General features: G+C 52.1%; 14 protein-coding genes. 3 read left to right on the forward strand and 11 right to left on the reverse strand.

The window, feature by feature from the left end; genetic code table 11:
* Position 1 precedes the first annotated feature (1 nt).
* From acpP to yceD, 7 genes are all read right to left on the reverse strand, one after another.
* Positions 2-238, reverse strand: a complete 237-nt coding sequence (acpP, locus tag LY264_RS15425) for an acyl carrier protein (RefSeq protein ID WP_000103754.1) — start codon at positions 236-238, stop codon at positions 2-4.
* Between the two features lie 154 nt (positions 239-392).
* Positions 393-1,127, reverse strand: a complete 735-nt coding sequence (fabG, locus tag LY264_RS15430; protein ID WP_003036255.1) for a 3-oxoacyl-ACP reductase FabG — start codon at positions 1,125-1,127, stop codon at positions 393-395.
* A gap of 12 nt (positions 1,128-1,139) precedes the next feature.
* On the reverse strand, positions 1,140-2,069 hold the full coding sequence (gene fabD, locus LY264_RS15435; protein WP_048226957.1) for an ACP S-malonyltransferase: 930 nt from the start codon (positions 2,067-2,069) through the stop codon (positions 1,140-1,142).
* 15 nt (positions 2,070-2,084) lie between these two features.
* Positions 2,085-3,038, reverse strand: a complete 954-nt coding sequence (fabH, locus tag LY264_RS15440) for a beta-ketoacyl-ACP synthase III (protein ID WP_003832181.1) — start codon at positions 3,036-3,038, stop codon at positions 2,085-2,087.
* A gap of 77 nt (positions 3,039-3,115) precedes the next feature.
* Positions 3,116-4,195, reverse strand: coding sequence for a phosphate acyltransferase PlsX (plsX, locus tag LY264_RS15445; protein WP_071692203.1), 1,080 nt, complete (start codon positions 4,193-4,195; stop codon positions 3,116-3,118).
* Between the two features lie 123 nt (positions 4,196-4,318).
* A complete protein-coding gene (rpmF, locus tag LY264_RS15450) occupies positions 4,319-4,492 on the reverse strand; it encodes a 50S ribosomal protein L32 (protein WP_003036242.1) in 174 nt (57 codons plus the stop codon).
* 16 nt (positions 4,493-4,508) lie between these two features.
* Positions 4,509-5,030 (reverse strand): 23S rRNA accumulation protein YceD, encoded by a 522-nt coding sequence (gene yceD, locus LY264_RS15455; RefSeq protein WP_003036239.1) that lies wholly within the window; start codon positions 5,028-5,030, stop codon positions 4,509-4,511.
* A gap of 197 nt (positions 5,031-5,227) precedes the next feature.
* On the opposite strand from yceD, the gene LY264_RS15460 reads away from it, so the two are divergent.
* Positions 5,228-5,812 (forward strand): Maf family protein, encoded by a 585-nt coding sequence (locus tag LY264_RS15460; protein ID WP_003832177.1) that lies wholly within the window; start codon positions 5,228-5,230, stop codon positions 5,810-5,812.
* A gap of 82 nt (positions 5,813-5,894) precedes the next feature.
* Here the strand turns inward: LY264_RS15460 and rluC are convergent, their stop codons facing one another.
* Complete coding sequence (rluC, locus tag LY264_RS15465) at positions 5,895-6,848, reverse strand: 23S rRNA pseudouridine(955/2504/2580) synthase RluC (protein ID WP_003036228.1); 954 nt, start codon at positions 6,846-6,848, stop codon at positions 5,895-5,897.
* A gap of 574 nt (positions 6,849-7,422) precedes the next feature.
* Between rluC and rne the strand changes: the two genes are divergently transcribed.
* Positions 7,423-10,686 carry a ribonuclease E gene (rne, locus tag LY264_RS15470; RefSeq protein ID WP_048226961.1) on the forward strand — a complete coding sequence of 1,088 codons (3,264 nt, stop codon included), beginning with the start codon at positions 7,423-7,425 and terminating at the stop codon, positions 10,684-10,686.
* Between the two features lie 40 nt (positions 10,687-10,726).
* Here rne and LY264_RS15475 read toward each other — a convergent pair whose 3' ends face one another.
* Positions 10,727-11,752 (reverse strand): LysR family transcriptional regulator, encoded by a 1,026-nt coding sequence (locus tag LY264_RS15475; protein WP_048226963.1) that lies wholly within the window; start codon positions 11,750-11,752, stop codon positions 10,727-10,729.
* Positions 11,753-11,773: 21 nt separating this feature from the next.
* On the opposite strand from LY264_RS15475, the gene LY264_RS15480 reads away from it, so the two are divergent.
* Entirely contained in the window at positions 11,774-12,973 is a 1,200-nt protein-coding gene (locus LY264_RS15480) for an MFS transporter (RefSeq protein WP_048226964.1), read from the forward strand.
* Between the two features lie 76 nt (positions 12,974-13,049).
* Here the strand turns inward: LY264_RS15480 and flgL are convergent, their stop codons facing one another.
* Complete coding sequence (gene flgL, locus LY264_RS15485) at positions 13,050-14,003, reverse strand: flagellar hook-associated protein FlgL (RefSeq protein ID WP_048226966.1); 954 nt, start codon at positions 14,001-14,003, stop codon at positions 13,050-13,052.
* Positions 14,004-14,017: 14 nt separating this feature from the next.
* The gene (gene flgK, locus LY264_RS15490; RefSeq protein WP_048214465.1) at positions 14,018-15,676 is read right to left on the reverse strand and encodes a flagellar hook-associated protein FlgK; all 1,659 of its coding nucleotides are present in this window, start codon (positions 15,674-15,676) and stop codon (positions 14,018-14,020) included.
* Between the last annotated feature and the right edge of the window lie 20 nt (positions 15,677-15,696).

Below are 15,696 nucleotides of genomic sequence, written 5' to 3' on the forward strand. Positions count from 1 at the left end.
CTTACGCCTGGTGGCCGTTGATGTAATCAATGGCAGCCTGAACGGTAGTGATTTTCTCAGCTTCTTCGTCCGGAATCTCAGTATCAAACTCTTCTTCCAGAGCCATTACCAGCTCAACGGTGTCAAGAGAATCTGCGCCCAGGTCTTCAACGAAGGAAGCATTGTTGGTTACTTCTTCCTGCTTAACGCCCAGCTGTTCGCCGATAATTTTCTTAACGCGTTCTTCGATAGTGCTCATACTCTTAAATTTCCTATCAAAACTCGCTTTCGCGATGGTTTTCGTAGTGTATAAAATGTTGAAAAATTTGCAACTAAATCCCGGCAGGTCTTACCACGATTTTACGTTATTTTGAGGCCAAGACCCACAATAACGCAAATATTTTTCATCGTGGTTAAACCATGTACATCCCGCCGTTGACGTGCAAAGTCTCACCTGTGATGTAACTTGCTTCGTCAGAAGCTAAAAATGCAACCGCACTGGCGATTTCCTGAGCGCCGCCAAGGCGACCCGCAGGAACCTGCGCCAGAATACCCGCACGCTGATCATCAGACAGCGCACGCGTCATGTCCGTTTCAATAAAGCCCGGAGCAACAACGTTTACAGTAATGCCACGAGACGCAACTTCGCGCGCCAGTGATTTACTGAAGCCGATCAGACCCGCTTTCGCCGCAGCGTAGTTAGCCTGACCCGCATTTCCCATGGTACCAACCACAGAACCGATAGTGATAATACGCCCATGACGCTTTTTCATCATAGCTCGCATTACCGCTTTTGACAGACGGAAAACAGATGACAGGTTGGTTTCGATGATATCGTTCCACTCGTCATCTTTCATGCGCATTAACAGGTTATCACGAGTAATCCCGGCATTATTGACCAGGATATCGACTTCACCAAATTCTGCGCGAATATTTTCCAGAACAGATTCGATAGATGCCGGATCGGTCACATTCAACATCAGACCTTTACCATTTGCACCTAAGTAATCGCTAATGGCCTGCGCGCCGCTTTCGCTGGTAGCAGTACCGATAACTTTCGCGCCACGGGCAACAAGTGTCTCAGCAATTGCGCGGCCAATGCCACGGCTTGCACCGGTAACCAGCGCGATTTTTCCTTCAAAACTCATGGTCTTCCTCTTTTATTGCTCTAGCGCCGCAGACAGTGCCGCCGGCTCATTCAGTGCCGAAGCAGTCAGGGTGTCAACAATACGTTTCGTCAGACCGGTCAGAACTTTACCCGGACCGACTTCATACAGGTGCTCTACGCCCTGGGATGCCATAAATTCAACGGTTTTAGTCCACTGAACCGGGCTATACAGCTGACGAACCAGCGCATCGCGAATTGCGTCTGCCGTAGTTTCACACTTCACGTCGACGTTGTTCACAACCGGAACAGTCGGTGCGTTAAAGGTGATTTTCTGCAGCTCAACGGCCAGTTTCTCAGCGGCAGGCTTCATCAGCGCGCAGTGAGAAGGAACGCTGACCGGCAGCGGCAGCGCACGCTTAGCGCCCGCGGCTTTACAGGCAGCACCAGCACGTTCTACGGCTTCTTTATGCCCGGCAATAACCACCTGACCCGGTGAGTTAAAGTTTACCGGTGAAACCACCTGGCCTTCGGCAGACTCTTCGCACGCTTTAGCGATAGCAGCATCGTCCAGACCGATAATAGCAGACATGCCGCCAGTGCCTTCCGGAACCGCTTCCTGCATGAATTTGCCACGCAGTTCAACCAGACGTACGGCATCGGCAAAACTGATAACACCCGCACATACCAGCGCAGAATATTCGCCCAGGCTGTGACCCGCCATCAGCGCAGGTGTTTTACCCCCCTGCTGCTGCCATACGCGATAAAGCGCAACGGATGCGGTCAACAGCGCGGGCTGCGTCTGCCAGGTTTTGTTCAGTTCTTCAGCCGGACCTTGCTGAGTCAACGCCCACAGATCATAGCCCAGTGCAGCTGATGCTTCAGCAAATGTTTCTTCAACAATTGGGTAGTTTGCTGCCATTTCAGACAACATCCCAACGGTCTGGGAACCCTGCCCCGGAAACACAAATGCAAATTGCGTCATGTTTAAATCCTTATACTAGAAACGAACCAGCGCGGAGCCCCAGGTGAATCCACCCCCGAAGGCTTCAAGCAATATCAACTGCCCAGCTTTAATACGCCCGTCGCGGACGGCTTCGTCCAGCGCGCACGGTACGGAGGCAGCAGAGGTATTACCATGTCTGTCGAGCGTCACGACAACATTATCCATCGACATACCCAGCTTTTTAGCTGTCGCGCTGATAATGCGCAGGTTAGCCTGATGCGGCACCAGCCAGTCCAGCGCAGAACGGTCGAGATTATTGGCTTCCAGCGTTTCATCAACGATGTGTGCAAGCTCAGTCACCGCGACTTTAAATACTTCGTTACCCGCCATCGTCAGGTGGATCGGGTTTTCCGGGTTCACGCGATCGGCGTTAGGCAGCGTCAACAGTTCGCCGTAGCGACCGTCAGCGTGCAGATGCGTGGAGAGAATGCCTGGCTCTTCTGATGCGCTCAGTACAACCGCACCAGCCCCATCACCGAAAATAATGATCGTTCCGCGATCGGTTGGATCGCAGGTACGGGCCAGGACATCGGAGCCAACGACCAGAGCATGCTTAACTGCGCCAGATTTAACGTACTGGTCGGCAACGCTCAGGGCGTAAGTGAAGCCAGCACAAGCGGCTGCAACGTCAAACGCTGGACAGCCTTTGATCCCCAGCATACTTTGGATCTGGCACGCCGCGCTTGGAAATGCGTGAGTGGATGATGTGGTAGCAACCACAATCAGACCAATTTGTTCTTTGTCGATGCCCGCCATTTCAATCGCACGGTTTGCGGCGGCAAAGCCCATCGTCGCAACTGTTTCATTTGGCGCTGCAATATGGCGTTCACGGATACCTGTACGAGTGACGATCCACTCATCAGACGTCTCAACCATTTTTTCCAAATCGGCGTTAGTACGCACTTGTTCAGGCAGATAGCTGCCAGTACCAATAATCTTCGTATACATGTACGCTCAGTCACTTTTTGGTTATATACCGCTACGAGCAAATCGCTGATACGTTGGCCACATTCACAAACGCACCGTTATCTGTGTGCTCGTGATTTTGCGCTTTCGCCACCGTCCAGCAGTTCGAATCCAGCTGGGTATACAGATTCCAGGCGAGCGGCAATTCGCTGAGGAACTTGTCGCTGCACCGCCTGCACTGCCTGTTCAATCGCGACTTCAAATGCTCGCTGATTGGCCGCACCATGACTCTTAATCACCGCGCCGCGCAATCCTAACAGACAGGCGCCATTATACTGGTCGGGGTTGAGGTGACTAAATCGCCTTGTCAGGCTTTTTTGTAACCAACGTTTTAATAACAGAAGCCACCACGACCGTTTTTTGCCCTCACCCTGAGATTTCAGCAGTGAAAGGAACATTCTGACAACACCTTCCATCGTCTTTAATGTGACATTACCTGTAAAACCGTCACAGACCAACACATCGGTTTTGCCAGTCAGTAACTCATTGGCTTCAAGATAGCCGATATAATTAATGGAAGGGATTGTTTTTAGCACAGCTGAAGCATCTCGAATATTGTCGAGACCTTTCGTTTCTTCTTCGCCGATGTTGAGTAACGCTACGCGAGGATTGGCAATGCCAACAACCTCTTCTGCCAGCACGGAACCCATGACGGCAAATTGCACCAACATCGTGCTATCACAATCTACGTTGGCGCCCAAATCCAGCACCACCGTTTTGCCCTTTTGCTGATGGGGTAACACCGTCACCAACGCAGGACGCTCAATCCCCTCAAGAGGTTTGAGCAATAACTTCGCAAGTCCCATGAGTGCGCCCGTATTACCGGCGCTGACACAAGCTTGTGCCTGACCTTCTTTCACGAGCTCCAGGGCAACACGCATTGAGCTTCCACGACTGGCGCGAATAGCTTGCGAGGGCCGGGCATCACTGGCAATAACTGACTGAGCAGGGATAATCTGCAGACGCGAACGTTGTTCGAAGTCAGCTTTGGCAAGTAATGGCGTGATTGTATCGGGATCCCCGACTAAAAGAAGTGTGAGTTGCGAATTAGAATTCAGTGCCTGCAATGCTGCAGGCACTGTCACGGTAGGGCCAAAATCTCCCCCCATGACATCTAACGCCAGGGTTAGACGTGTCAAGGTATCGTCGCTGCCCGGTTAGGTGTTTCCCCAGTTACCCGGGGAAAGCCTCACTAAGCTTCATCACGCGTTCACTCTTTGTCTTTCTCACCAGAAGTGGGAAAGCCATTGAGTCATGCGTGATTACTTAGCGATTACCTTACGGCCACGGTAGAAACCGTCGGCAGTGATGTGGTGACGCAGGTGTTGTTCACCAGAAGTTTTGTCTACAGACAGGCTGGTGACTGCGGTCAGAGCGTCATGAGAACGACGCATGCCACGTTTGGAACGGGTTGGTTTATTCTGTTGTACGGCCATGGACCTTACTCCTCAATTACTTACGCTTTAAGCTGGCTAATACGGCAAATGGGTTTGGTTTTTGCGCTTCATCAGGCAATTCGCCAAAGACCATGTCCGCCTCGGACACTTCACAGTGTTCAGAATCATGCACCGGAACTACCGGCAAGGAGAGGATAATCTCATCTTCAACCATTGCAAGCAGATCGATTTCACCGAATTCGTTAACCTCAATCGGCTCATACGCTTCCGGGAGTGCTTCAGCCTGCTCGTCAGAACGGACAGGACTAAAACAATATGTTGTGTGAACATGAAGTGGGAACGGTTTCCCGCAACGCTGACATTCGAGCGTAACCGATACCTTCGCATCACCGGTTATAACGGCGAGACGCTGGTTATCGATAGCGAACGACATGGAGCATTCCACATCACTGTCCACACTGACTACAGAATCGGCGACGCGCTCAACCAGATCAGAAGTATAGATACCTTCATAATCGAGGCGTTTTTGAGCCGTACGAACCGGATCAAGAGTCAGGGGTAATTTTACCTTTTGCATAGGGCGCGCATATTAACTTTGTAACGTCATATAGTCAAAGAAAAAGGCAGCCTGTGGTTGCCTTTTGCCAATAATTCGCACACATTGCGGGTCATCGACTTAAAATCGCTCAAGACAAGCCACTACAGCCAGCTTGTAGGTCGAAGTCCATAGTTTAAAATGGCTCTCATCAATACGCTATATGCGAGGGAAAAAATATGCCTCAACTTATTCTTGCTTCTACCTCCCCCTGGCGTCGCGCTTTACTCGAAAAACTGGCAATCCCGTTTGAATGCGCTGCGCCAGAGGTTGATGAAACGCCGTTGCCCGGCGAAGCACCACGCCATTTAGTCTTGCGACTGGCGCAGAAAAAAGCGCAATCTCTCGCCCACCGTTACCCATCGCATCTGATTATTGGCTCCGATCAAATTTGTGTTCTTGATGGTGAAATAACCGGCAAACCATTAACTGAAGAAAATGCGCGCCAACAATTACTCAAAGCCCGTGGCAATATTGTGACGTTTTACACCGGACTGGCGCTGTATAATTCTGCGACCGGACATTTACAAACTGAAGTAGAACCTTTTGACGTCCATTTCCGTCATTTAAGCGAGGCGGAAATTGATGATTATCTGCGCAAAGAGCGCCCGCTCCATTGTGCAGGTAGCTTCAAAAGTGAAGGGTTAGGTATTGCACTCTTTGAACGCCTGGAGGGTCGTGACCCAAATACCCTGATCGGTTTGCCGCTTATCGCGTTGTGTCAAATGCTGCGGCGGGAAGAGATGAACCCGTTGAATGCCTGATTGATCTGCCTGATGGCGACGCGATGCGTCTTATCAGGCCTACGGCGCATCACACGATTGTAGGCCTGATAAGCAACGCGCATCAGGCTTTACTGCGTAAAACCTCGAGGCAGCGCTTCAATTGCTTATCCATCGGCGCCTCAATACGCATCACTTCACCCGTTCCAGGATGGGTAAATTTCAACGCTGCGGCGTGCAGGAAAAGTCGATTCAACCCCGTATCCGCCAGTTGCTTATCGAACTCACGGTCACCGTAGCGATCGTCAAAAGCAATTGGATGACCGGCATACTGGGTATGCACACGAATCTGGTGCGTACGTCCGGTCACCGGGCTACAGCGCACAAGCGTGGCAAACGCATAGCGCTCTTCCACTTTAAAACGTGTTTCTGACGGTTTGCCTTCCTGGTTCACCCGCACGATACGCTCGCCACTTTGCAGAATGTTCTTTAACAGCGGCGCCTGCACGGTTTTGACATGCGACTGCCATTGGCCTCGAACCAGCGCGAGATAGTCTTTCTGCATGCCTTTTTCACGCAGTTGTTCATGCAATGAACGCAAGGCTGAGCGTTTTTTGGCAACCAACAGCACGCCGGAGGTATCCCGGTCGAGGCGATGCACCAGTTCAAGGAAACGCGCTTCTGGGCGCAGTGCTCGTAATCCTTCAATGACGCCAAAGCTTAACCCGCTTCCGCCATGTACGGCCGTACCTGAAGGTTTGTTAAGCACCAGAATGTGGTCATCTTCATATAAAATGACGTCGGTCAGCGCCGCGACCTTTTGCAGGTTCGGTGAAATGGCCTCTTCTTCACGTTCAGCGACACGCACAGGTGGAATACGCACAATATCCCCGTCTTCGAGTTTGTACTCGGGTTTAATGCGTTTTTTATTCACCCGCACTTCGCCTTTACGCAAAATGCGATAAATCATACTTTTCGGCACGCCCTTAAGCTGGGTGCGCAAAAAGTTATCGATGCGTTGCCCTGCTTCGTCGGCAGTAATGGCAACTGTTTTTACGGCTGGAGTCTCTGTTTTCATGGGGGCCGATTTTAAATAGCCATCAAGATTCGCGCCACACATTTTTCTATGCTTATATTAACTGCTATACCCTATTACTTAAGTTTGACATAGCCGATTTGGTGGTTATTAAAGCAATCACTACGCGGAAGTGAAAAAACTGTGAGTAACCGGGTGATAAATGGCAAAAGTCATCTTGCTATAACAAGGTTAGCAGTGGAATAATGAGGTTGTTTCCGTGTTGAATCTTGTTAAAACAAGAACTTTTCCGGAATGACCCAATTTTGCCCGACCGATCATCAACGCAGCAATGGCGTAAGACGTATTGATCTTTCAGGCAGTTAGCGGGCTGCGGGTTGCAGTCCTTACCGGTAATATGGAAGCTTTTCTGGAGAGTAACACCCAGACTGTTCCCCTGATAATTGCGCTGTGTTTCCGTATGAAATGCAGGCAACCGACACTCTGCGCCTCTTTGAGCTGACGATAACCGTGAGGTTGGCGACGCGAATAGACACGAGGCCATCGGTTCACACCCGGAAAGGCATTACTCTGCCCGCAGCTTAGTCGTCAATGTAAGAATAATGAGTAAGTTACGATGAAAAGAATGTTAATTAACGCAACTCAGCAGGAAGAGTTGCGTGTCGCCCTTGTAGATGGGCAACGTCTGTACGATCTGGATATCGAAAGTCCTGGACACGAACAGAAAAAAGCCAACATCTATAAAGGCAAAATTACCCGTATTGAACCGAGTCTGGAAGCTGCTTTTGTTGATTACGGCGCTGAACGTCACGGTTTCCTCCCGTTAAAAGAAATTGCCCGCGAATACTTCCCCGCTAACTACAACTCCCATGGTCGTCCCAACATTAAAGACGTGTTGCGCGAAGGTCAGGAAGTCATCGTTCAGATCGATAAAGAAGAACGCGGCAATAAAGGCGCTGCGCTGACTACCTTTATCAGCCTGGCGGGTAGTTATCTGGTTCTGATGCCGAACAACCCGCGCGCGGGCGGTATCTCCCGTCGCATTGAAGGCGACGACCGTACCGAATTAAAAGAAGCGCTGGCAAGCCTGGAACTGCCTGATGGCATGGGCCTTATCGTGCGTACCGCAGGGGTCGGCAAATCCGCCGAAGCGCTGCAGTGGGACCTGAGCTTCCGCCTGAAGCACTGGGAAGCGATTCAAAAAGCCGCTGACAGCCGCCCTGCTCCGTTCCTGATCCACCAGGAAAGCAACGTTATCGTTCGCGCTTTCCGTGACTACTTACGTCAGGACATCGGCGAAATCCTTATCGATAATCCGAAAGTGATGGAGATGGCGCGTCAGCACATCGCCGCACTGGGTCGTCCGGATTTCAGCAGCAAAATCAAACTGTACACCGGTGAAATCCCGCTGTTCAGCCACTATCAGATCGAGTCTCAGATTGAATCCGCGTTCCAGCGCGAAGTGCGCCTGCCGTCCGGCGGCTCAATCGTTATTGACAGCACAGAGGCCCTGACCGCTATCGATATCAACTCCGCGCGTGCAACTCGCGGCGGCGACATCGAAGAAACTGCGTTCAACACTAACCTTGAAGCAGCCGATGAAATTGCCCGTCAGCTACGTCTGCGCGACCTCGGCGGTCTGATTGTAATCGACTTCATTGATATGACGCCGGTTCGCCACCAGCGCGCGGTTGAAAACCGTCTGCGCGAGGCCGTACGCCAGGACAGAGCGCGTATTCAGATCAGCCATATTTCTCGCTTCGGTCTGCTGGAGATGTCTCGTCAGCGTCTGAGCCCGTCTCTGGGTGAATCCAGCCATCACGTGTGCCCACGCTGTTCCGGCACCGGTACCGTACGTGATAACGAATCACTGTCGCTGTCTATTCTGCGTCTGATCGAAGAAGAAGCACTGAAAGAAAATACGCAAGAAGTTCATGCTATTGTTCCTGTGCCAATCGCCTCTTACCTGCTTAACGAAAAACGTACCGCGGTTAATGCTATCGAAACGCGTCAGAATGGCGTGCGCTGTGTGATCGTGCCAAACGATCAGATGGAAACCCCGCACTATTCTGTGCTGCGCGTACGTAAAGGGGAAGAAACACCGACCCTGAGCTACCTGCTGCCGAAACTGCATGAAGAGGCAATGGCATTGCCGACGGAAGAAGAGTACGTCGAGCGTAAACAGCCTGAGCAACCGGCGCTGGCCACCTTCGCCATGCCAGACGTTCCGCCAGCCCCTGCTCTGCAGGAACCTGCCGCGAAAGCCACCGCGCCTAAAGCTGCAGCAGCAACCGCAGCCGTTGCCGCACAACCCGGTTTGATTAGCCGTTTCTTTGGCGCACTGAAGTCCATCTTCGGTGGTAGCGAAGAAGTGAAACCGGTTGAACAACCTGCGCCGAAAGCTGAAGAGAAAACCGAACGCCAGCAGGATCGTCGTAAACCGCGTCAGAACAATCGTCGCGACCGTAACGATCGTCGTGATAACCGTGATAATCGCGGTGACCGCGACAACCGTAGCGAACGTTCAGAAAACGGCGAAAACCGTGAAGATAACCGCCGTAACCGTCGTCAGTCCCAGCAGCAAAATGCGGAAGCTCGCGATAACCGCCAGCAAACCACTGATGTTGCAGACAAAGCGAAATCCGGTGATGAACAGCAGGCGCCGCGTCGCGAACGCAACCGCCGTCGTAACGATGACAAGCGTCAGGCTCAGCAGGAAGTTAAAGAGCTGAACCAGGCTGAACAACCTGTGCAGGATACTGAGCAGGAAGAGCGCGTACGTCAGCCTCAAACCCGCCGCAAACAGCGTCAGTTGACTCAGAAAGTTCGTTTCACAGACAGCCCGGCGGTTGAAGCCGAAGTGGCTACTGTTGCTGCAATCGCTGAAACTGCTGTTGCTCAACCAACAGAACAGCCGGTACCGGCACAGCGCACCGAACTGGCGAAAGTTGATCTGCCAGCCGTCGTTGCGACTGAGCAGGAAGACAACAGCGAAGCTCGTGACTCCAACGGTATGCCGCGTCGTTCTCGCCGCTCTCCTCGCCATCTGCGCGTCAGTGGACAGCGTCGTCGTCGTTACCGTGACGAGCGTTATCCGGTTCAGTCACCGATGCCGTTAACGGTCGCCTGCGCATCTCCTGAATTAGCGTCCGGTAAGGTTTGGATCCGCTACCCTGTTGCACGTCCTCAGGATCAGCAGGTTGAAGAACAGCGCGAACAGGAAATGGTCCAGCAACAAGCTGCACCTGTCGCCGTAGAGCCTCAGGTTGCTGCCGCTGCCGTTGAACACATTGTGGATACCCCTGCGCCGGTTGAAGCCGTGCAGCCAGAGGTTGTCGTAGCTGAGCCTCAGGCCGCCGTTGTTGAAACCACACAGGTTGAAACCACGCATCCGGAAGTGATTGCGACCCCTGTCGAGGAACAACCGCAAATTATCGCTGCATCTGATGCGCCCGTAGCAGAAGAAATCGCCGGTGAAGCCGAACCTGTGGCTGACGTTGTGACTGCACCGGTTGCCGAAGAGCCTGCAGAGGTGGTTATTCCCCAGCCAGAAGTGGTTGAAGAGATTGCTGAAGTTGTGGAAACAGCGCCAGCTGTTGAAGAGGTTGCAGCGCCGAAAGTCGTTGTTGCCGCGCCTGTCGTCGAAACTGAAGTCGTTAAGGCTGAAGTTGTCGCAGCAAGCGCTGATGCTGAACACCTGCACAGCCATGCAACCGCGCCAATGACCCGCGCTCCGGCACCGGAATATGTGCCAGAAGCGCCGCGTCATAGCGACTGGCAGCGTCCGGCATTCGCCTTTGAAGGCAAAGGTGCCGCAGGTGGACATAGCGCAACGCATCAAGCGACTGCGCCAGCAACACGTCCACAGCCTGTTGAGTAAGCCATAATCAATATCAAAGCCGGCCTTCGGGTCGGCTTTTTTATATCTGATCTACGCCTTTCATCCCCGTCAGCTGCGGCATAACATCCTTCATTAGGGCCAGAAACTTGCGTAAGCGGGTCGGATAGTAACGCGCCCACGGATAAACCAAATGTACAGGCAACGGCGCCGCATGCCACTCAGGTAGCAACGCAACCAGACGTCCGTCGGCAATATCCTCCGCCACCATCCAGCTTGAAACAATAGTCACTCCCAACCCCGCCAGCGCGGCATTTCTTGCGACATAAATACTGTCTGTGCTTAATCTGGGTGAAATATTCAGCGTGACTGGCTCATTACGCAATTGGTGCAACAACGAAACGCTATGCTGATAAAACGTGTTCACTGCAATCCAGGGCAGCGCTGATAACTGCTCAGGATGAGAAAGCTCGCCATATTGCTCCAGCAGTCCTGGACTCACCACCATACTACGGGGAACTTCAGCCAGTAAGACGGAAACCGTGGCCGGATCGACTTCCGCGCCAACCCGAATAGCGCAATCAATATTATCGCTCAGAAAATCAACGGTTTTATCGTTGAGCATCCACTCTACTGCCAACTGGGGATAGCGTGAAAGAAACTGCAAAAGCGGCTCAAGTAGTTGTTGTTGCCCGAAGGCATGCGGTGCGCGGACTCGCAACGTCCCCACCGGTTCATCTTCTGTGACATTAAGTCCATCTTCCAGCGCCAGCCAGGCATCAATAATCTTCTTAGCATGCTGATAGCCTCTTTCGCCGTCGTCGGTCAATTTCATCGCATGCGTGGTACGCATAAGCAGTTTCACACCCAGCAGCGTCTCCAGCGATTGCAGCCGTCGGCTAACGGTCGCTTGCGTCGTCCCTATCTGTTTTGCCGCTGCCGAAAGCGATCCTGCTTCTACGATACGCACAAACGTGCGCATCAGCTCCACCCTATCTATACGTTCAGTTTTTATCATTATCAGTTTCTTCATACGTCTGGCGTATAACTGTTTTACCACTGCGCTCGCTACCGCACCACCCGCAGAAGGATAAAAATAGCCGCACATCCTGTGATTGAGGAATCATTTGTGAACACACATACCGCACTTTCCCGTTGGGTCATTTTTGTTCTGGCAATGGGCGCCGGATTCAGCGTGGCCGCTATCTACTACGCCCAGCCTCTTCTGCCTTTAATGGGTCAGGATCTGGCCTTAAGTCTCACCGGTATGGGGTTGGTCCCGACGCTGACCCAGGCGGGATATGCGTTAGGTATATTGTTTTTATTGCCATTAGGCGATCGTTATGACCGCCGGACATTAATCCTGCTGAAAAGCATCTCTCTTGCCGCGCTGCTGCTGGCCTGTAGCTTTACCGGTCAGTTGCATTCGCTATTACTGGTGAGCCTGCTGATGGGAATGGCGGCAACCATGGCACAAGATATTGTGCCTGCGGCGGCAATACTGGCGCCCAACGGCAAGCAGGGAAAAACGGTGGGCACTGTGATGACGGGCCTTCTGCTGGGGATTTTACTCTCACGTACCGTCAGTGGAGTGGTGGGCGAAGCGTTTGGCTGGCGCGAGATGTATCAACTCGCTGCCGTCAGCATTGCCATAATTACCGCGATTATGTGGAAAGTACTGCCTCGCTTTACGGTCCATTCCACGTTGAGCTATCCATCATTAATGCTCTCAATGGCGCAACTTTGGCAACGATATTCCACCTTGCGTCGCGCAGCACTGGCACAAGGCTTTCTGTCCATTGCTTTTAGCGCCTTCTGGTCTACGCTGGCGGTAATGTTATCTGAGCATTACCACATGGGTAGCGCTATAGCGGGTGCTTTTGGTATCGCGGGAGCAGCCGGAGCGCTTGCCGCACCGTTGGCGGGTCATCTTGCCGATAAAGTGGGTGCGGCAAAAGTAACGCAATTGGGTGCTTTGCTGGTAACGGCATCTTTCGCTCTGATGTTTTTGTTACCCGCCCTGCCCGTTCAGGGGCAGTGGCTGCTCATCGCCCTTTCGGCGGTAGGTTTTGATCTCGGATTGCAATCCAGCCTGGTTGCTCACCAGAATCTGGTCTATAGCCTGGAGCCTCTGGCACGAGGACGATTGAACGCTCTGCTGTTTACGATGGTGTTTATCGGTATGGCGCTGGGTTCGGTTCTCGGAAGTCAGGTCTACGCCCTGGCCAATTGGGAAGGTGTCGTTGCGTTGACTACCTTCAGCAGTGCAATTGCATTGGTCATAAGACTGACGGGGAACCCGTCGCTTAGTAAGACGTCGGTTGCCTAAAAAATGCCCGCTCCGGGGTGTTAAAGGAGCGGGCAGACAAACATACCCAGTTTCAAGATATGTTCAAAAAGAGTTATTACCGATTAAGCTGGAACAACGACATTCCCTGCATATCGGTAAATGCTTTATAGGATGCCTGTAGCGCAGCCTGCTGCATGACATAAGACGAGATCGCGGCGTTCCAGTCGACATCCACCAGATTACTCATCTGCTGGGTTTGGCCTAATGCACGATCGGCGCCCAGTGAATCCAGCGAGCTTAATTCACTCAGCTGCGTACCTAATTCTGCACGAACGGACAGGACGTTATTCAACGAGTTTTTCAGGCCACGGTTGGTTTTATCAATGGCAGCAGCGGCTTTGTCTTTTGCCACATCATCACCCGCAATCGGGATTTTGAGCTCTGCAATCGCGCTATCCAGCATTTTAAACAGGTTCTTTTCCTGAGTGCCGCCACCAGGTTCCGGTACCGCGTTGCTTGTCAGGTTGGCGAATACTTTATCGCCAGTATGACCAATCACCATGGTTCGGGAGGCATCGACCTGTTGGGTAACGTTTGTTGTACCGCCGCTGTAAGCGCCATCTGCCTGGGCAAACGGTGCGGATTCTGTTTTATATCCACCGAAAATATAGCGACCATTACCGTCGGTACTGTTTGCCAGGTTCATCAGCTGATCGCGGATCCCCTGTAGGTCGGTGGCCAGCGATGCACGGTCGTCATCACTTAACGTTCCGTTCCCGGCATAAACGATTTTTTCCTGTGCAGCCTGAATTGCCGTCGTCACCTGGCTCAGAACATTCTCTTCCAGCGACACCTTTTGCGTCGCGAATGAGCGTGCCAGCGTATATTGGCTGTTCTGCGCCTGAGCCTGAGAAAGTACCACGGCCTGCGAGGCGGCAATCGGATCGTCTGATGGGTTGATCACGCGTTTGCCCGTTGACATCTGCTCGCCGAACTTCATCCATTCAGCCTGAGAGTTAGTGATGCCACGCATATTCTGCTGGTACATCATCTGGGTGCTGATACGCATTGTGTCCCTCTCCCTTAGCGGATATTAATCAGTGCATCAAACAACGCATTCGCGGTCTGCAGCACTTGCGCGTTAGCCAGGTAATACTGCTGAAAACGCTGTAAATTACCGTACTCTTCGTCGAGGTTAACGCCGGAAATAGACTGTTGCTGCCGGTAAAGCTGTGTCACCACGTTGTTCTGGGTGGTGGCACTGGTTTTCAGCGTAGCGGTTTTGTTCCCGACATCGCTTACCAGCGTGGCATATGCATCGTTGAAGGTCTTATTGCCGACAGTCGCTTTGGTTTGCAGATCTAACAGTTTCTGACCGTTACGGTTGTCGCTCTTGCCTTTATCGATGGTGGGGTCCGTATCATTTTTAGACACTTGAGCCATGGCGATTTTCGACTCATCGGTCACCATAACTTTCATATCAACGATAGCGTTACTCACGGGTTTTACAGTAAAACTGTCATTAGCTTTCGCGCCAGCATTAACGGTGATTTCCATCCCGTCAAAGGACATTTTTCCACCGGTAACGGTGGCTTTGAAGCTGGTATTATCCGCCAGGCGAGTAACCTGCCAGTCCTTCCCATCAAAAACGATTTTATAATCTGTCGCCTGTACAGCGGAGCTGTCAGTGATCTTAGCGCTTAACGATCCTGTGCCCGTATTTTTCGCGTTGTTGAAGACTTCCGGGCTGCCGATAGCAAAGAAATCCTTACCCTGATCGCCGTTGGCATCAAAACCTTCTTTATGCTGAGCGTTAAATGCACTGGCAAATGCAAGCGCCAGTTGGCCGAGGGTATTACGCGTCTGATCCAGCTCCTGAGAACGGAAGGTGAGCAGTCCACCCAGTGAACCGGTATTCAGCAGTTTCTCCGGAATTTCAACAGCTCCGGCAACGCCATCAACGTAGGCCACGGTTGTACGATTAGGATCATCGCTGGAAGGCACTGCCGCCAGTTGACGTGCATTGCTGCCCTGCACCAGCGAATAGCCGTTGGCCATGGTCAGGTTGTAAGTGCCTCCATCCTGAATGCTGACTTCAACACCGACAATCTGATTCAGTTCACTGACCAGCTGATCGCGTTGGTCAAGCAGGTCGTTAGGAGACGCACCTGCGCCGACGCCTGTCATACGAGAAATCTGGTCGTTGAGGCTGGCAATTTGTTTCGAATAGTTGTTGATCTGATCAACGCTGGCTTTAATCGCGGTATTGACCTGCTTATCCTGATCGCGCAGATACTGGTCGGTCGTTTTAAACTGATTTACCAATCCATCAGCTTTACCGATTAGCGCCTGGCGTGCCGCCGGATCTTCGGCGTTGCTGACCAGCGTTTGCAGGCTGGTAAAAAAGTCCTGCATGGAGGTCGAAATAGAACTGGTTTTGCTGGAGAGCAGATTGTCGATTTTTGACATTTGCTCATAACGTGTCGTCAGACCGCTGCTCTGGTTCTGCGCTGCTCGCAACTGGTTAGTGATAAAGGAGTCATATTCACGTTGTACACCAGAAACATAGACACCATTGCCTACCCAGCCCCCCGCACCCAGCGTGCTGTTCGCTTGCGCCATAATTGTCGTCTGTCGGGTATATCCGGCAACGTTATAGCTGGAGATGTTGTTACTGGCAGTATTCAACGCGGCCTGCGCTGCGCTGAGTCCACTCATCGCGTTATTAATCAAGCTGGACATGGAGGTTCCTTGTAATCCTT

It is taken from the genome of Citrobacter portucalensis (genome assembly GCF_023374935.1).
Taxonomy (GTDB): Bacteria; Pseudomonadota; Gammaproteobacteria; order Enterobacterales; family Enterobacteriaceae; genus Citrobacter; species Citrobacter portucalensis.

What these genes read in the sequence shown, in the direction of transcription:
- acpP (WP_000103754.1), bottom strand. Translation starts at nt 238, where the DNA reads ATGAGCACTATCGAAGAACGCGTTAAGAAAATTATCGGCGAACAGCTG.
- fabG (WP_003036255.1), bottom strand. Translation starts at nt 1,127, where the DNA reads ATGAGTTTTGAAGGAAAAATCGCGCTGGTTACCGGTGCAAGCCGTGGC.
- fabD (WP_048226957.1), bottom strand. Translation starts at nt 2,069, where the DNA reads ATGACGCAATTTGCATTTGTGTTTCCGGGGCAGGGTTCCCAGACCGTT.
- fabH (WP_003832181.1), bottom strand. Translation starts at nt 3,038, where the DNA reads ATGTATACGAAGATTATTGGTACTGGCAGCTATCTGCCTGAACAAGTG.
- rpmF (WP_003036242.1), bottom strand. Translation starts at nt 4,492, where the DNA reads ATGGCCGTACAACAGAATAAACCAACCCGTTCCAAACGTGGCATGCGT.
- yceD (WP_003036239.1), bottom strand. Translation starts at nt 5,030, where the DNA reads ATGCAAAAGGTAAAATTACCCCTGACTCTTGATCCGGTTCGTACGGCT.
- LY264_RS15460 (WP_003832177.1), top strand. Translation starts at nt 5,228, where the DNA reads ATGCCTCAACTTATTCTTGCTTCTACCTCCCCCTGGCGTCGCGCTTTA.
- rluC (WP_003036228.1), bottom strand. Translation starts at nt 6,848, where the DNA reads ATGAAAACAGAGACTCCAGCCGTAAAAACAGTTGCCATTACTGCCGAC.
- rne (WP_048226961.1), top strand. Translation starts at nt 7,423, where the DNA reads ATGAAAAGAATGTTAATTAACGCAACTCAGCAGGAAGAGTTGCGTGTC.
- LY264_RS15475 (WP_048226963.1), bottom strand. Translation starts at nt 11,752, where the DNA reads ATGTGCGGCTATTTTTATCCTTCTGCGGGTGGTGCGGTAGCGAGCGCA.
- flgL (WP_048226966.1), bottom strand. Translation starts at nt 14,003, where the DNA reads ATGCGTATCAGCACCCAGATGATGTACCAGCAGAATATGCGTGGCATC.
- flgK (WP_048214465.1), bottom strand. Translation starts at nt 15,676, where the DNA reads ATGTCCAGCTTGATTAATAACGCGATGAGTGGACTCAGCGCAGCGCAG.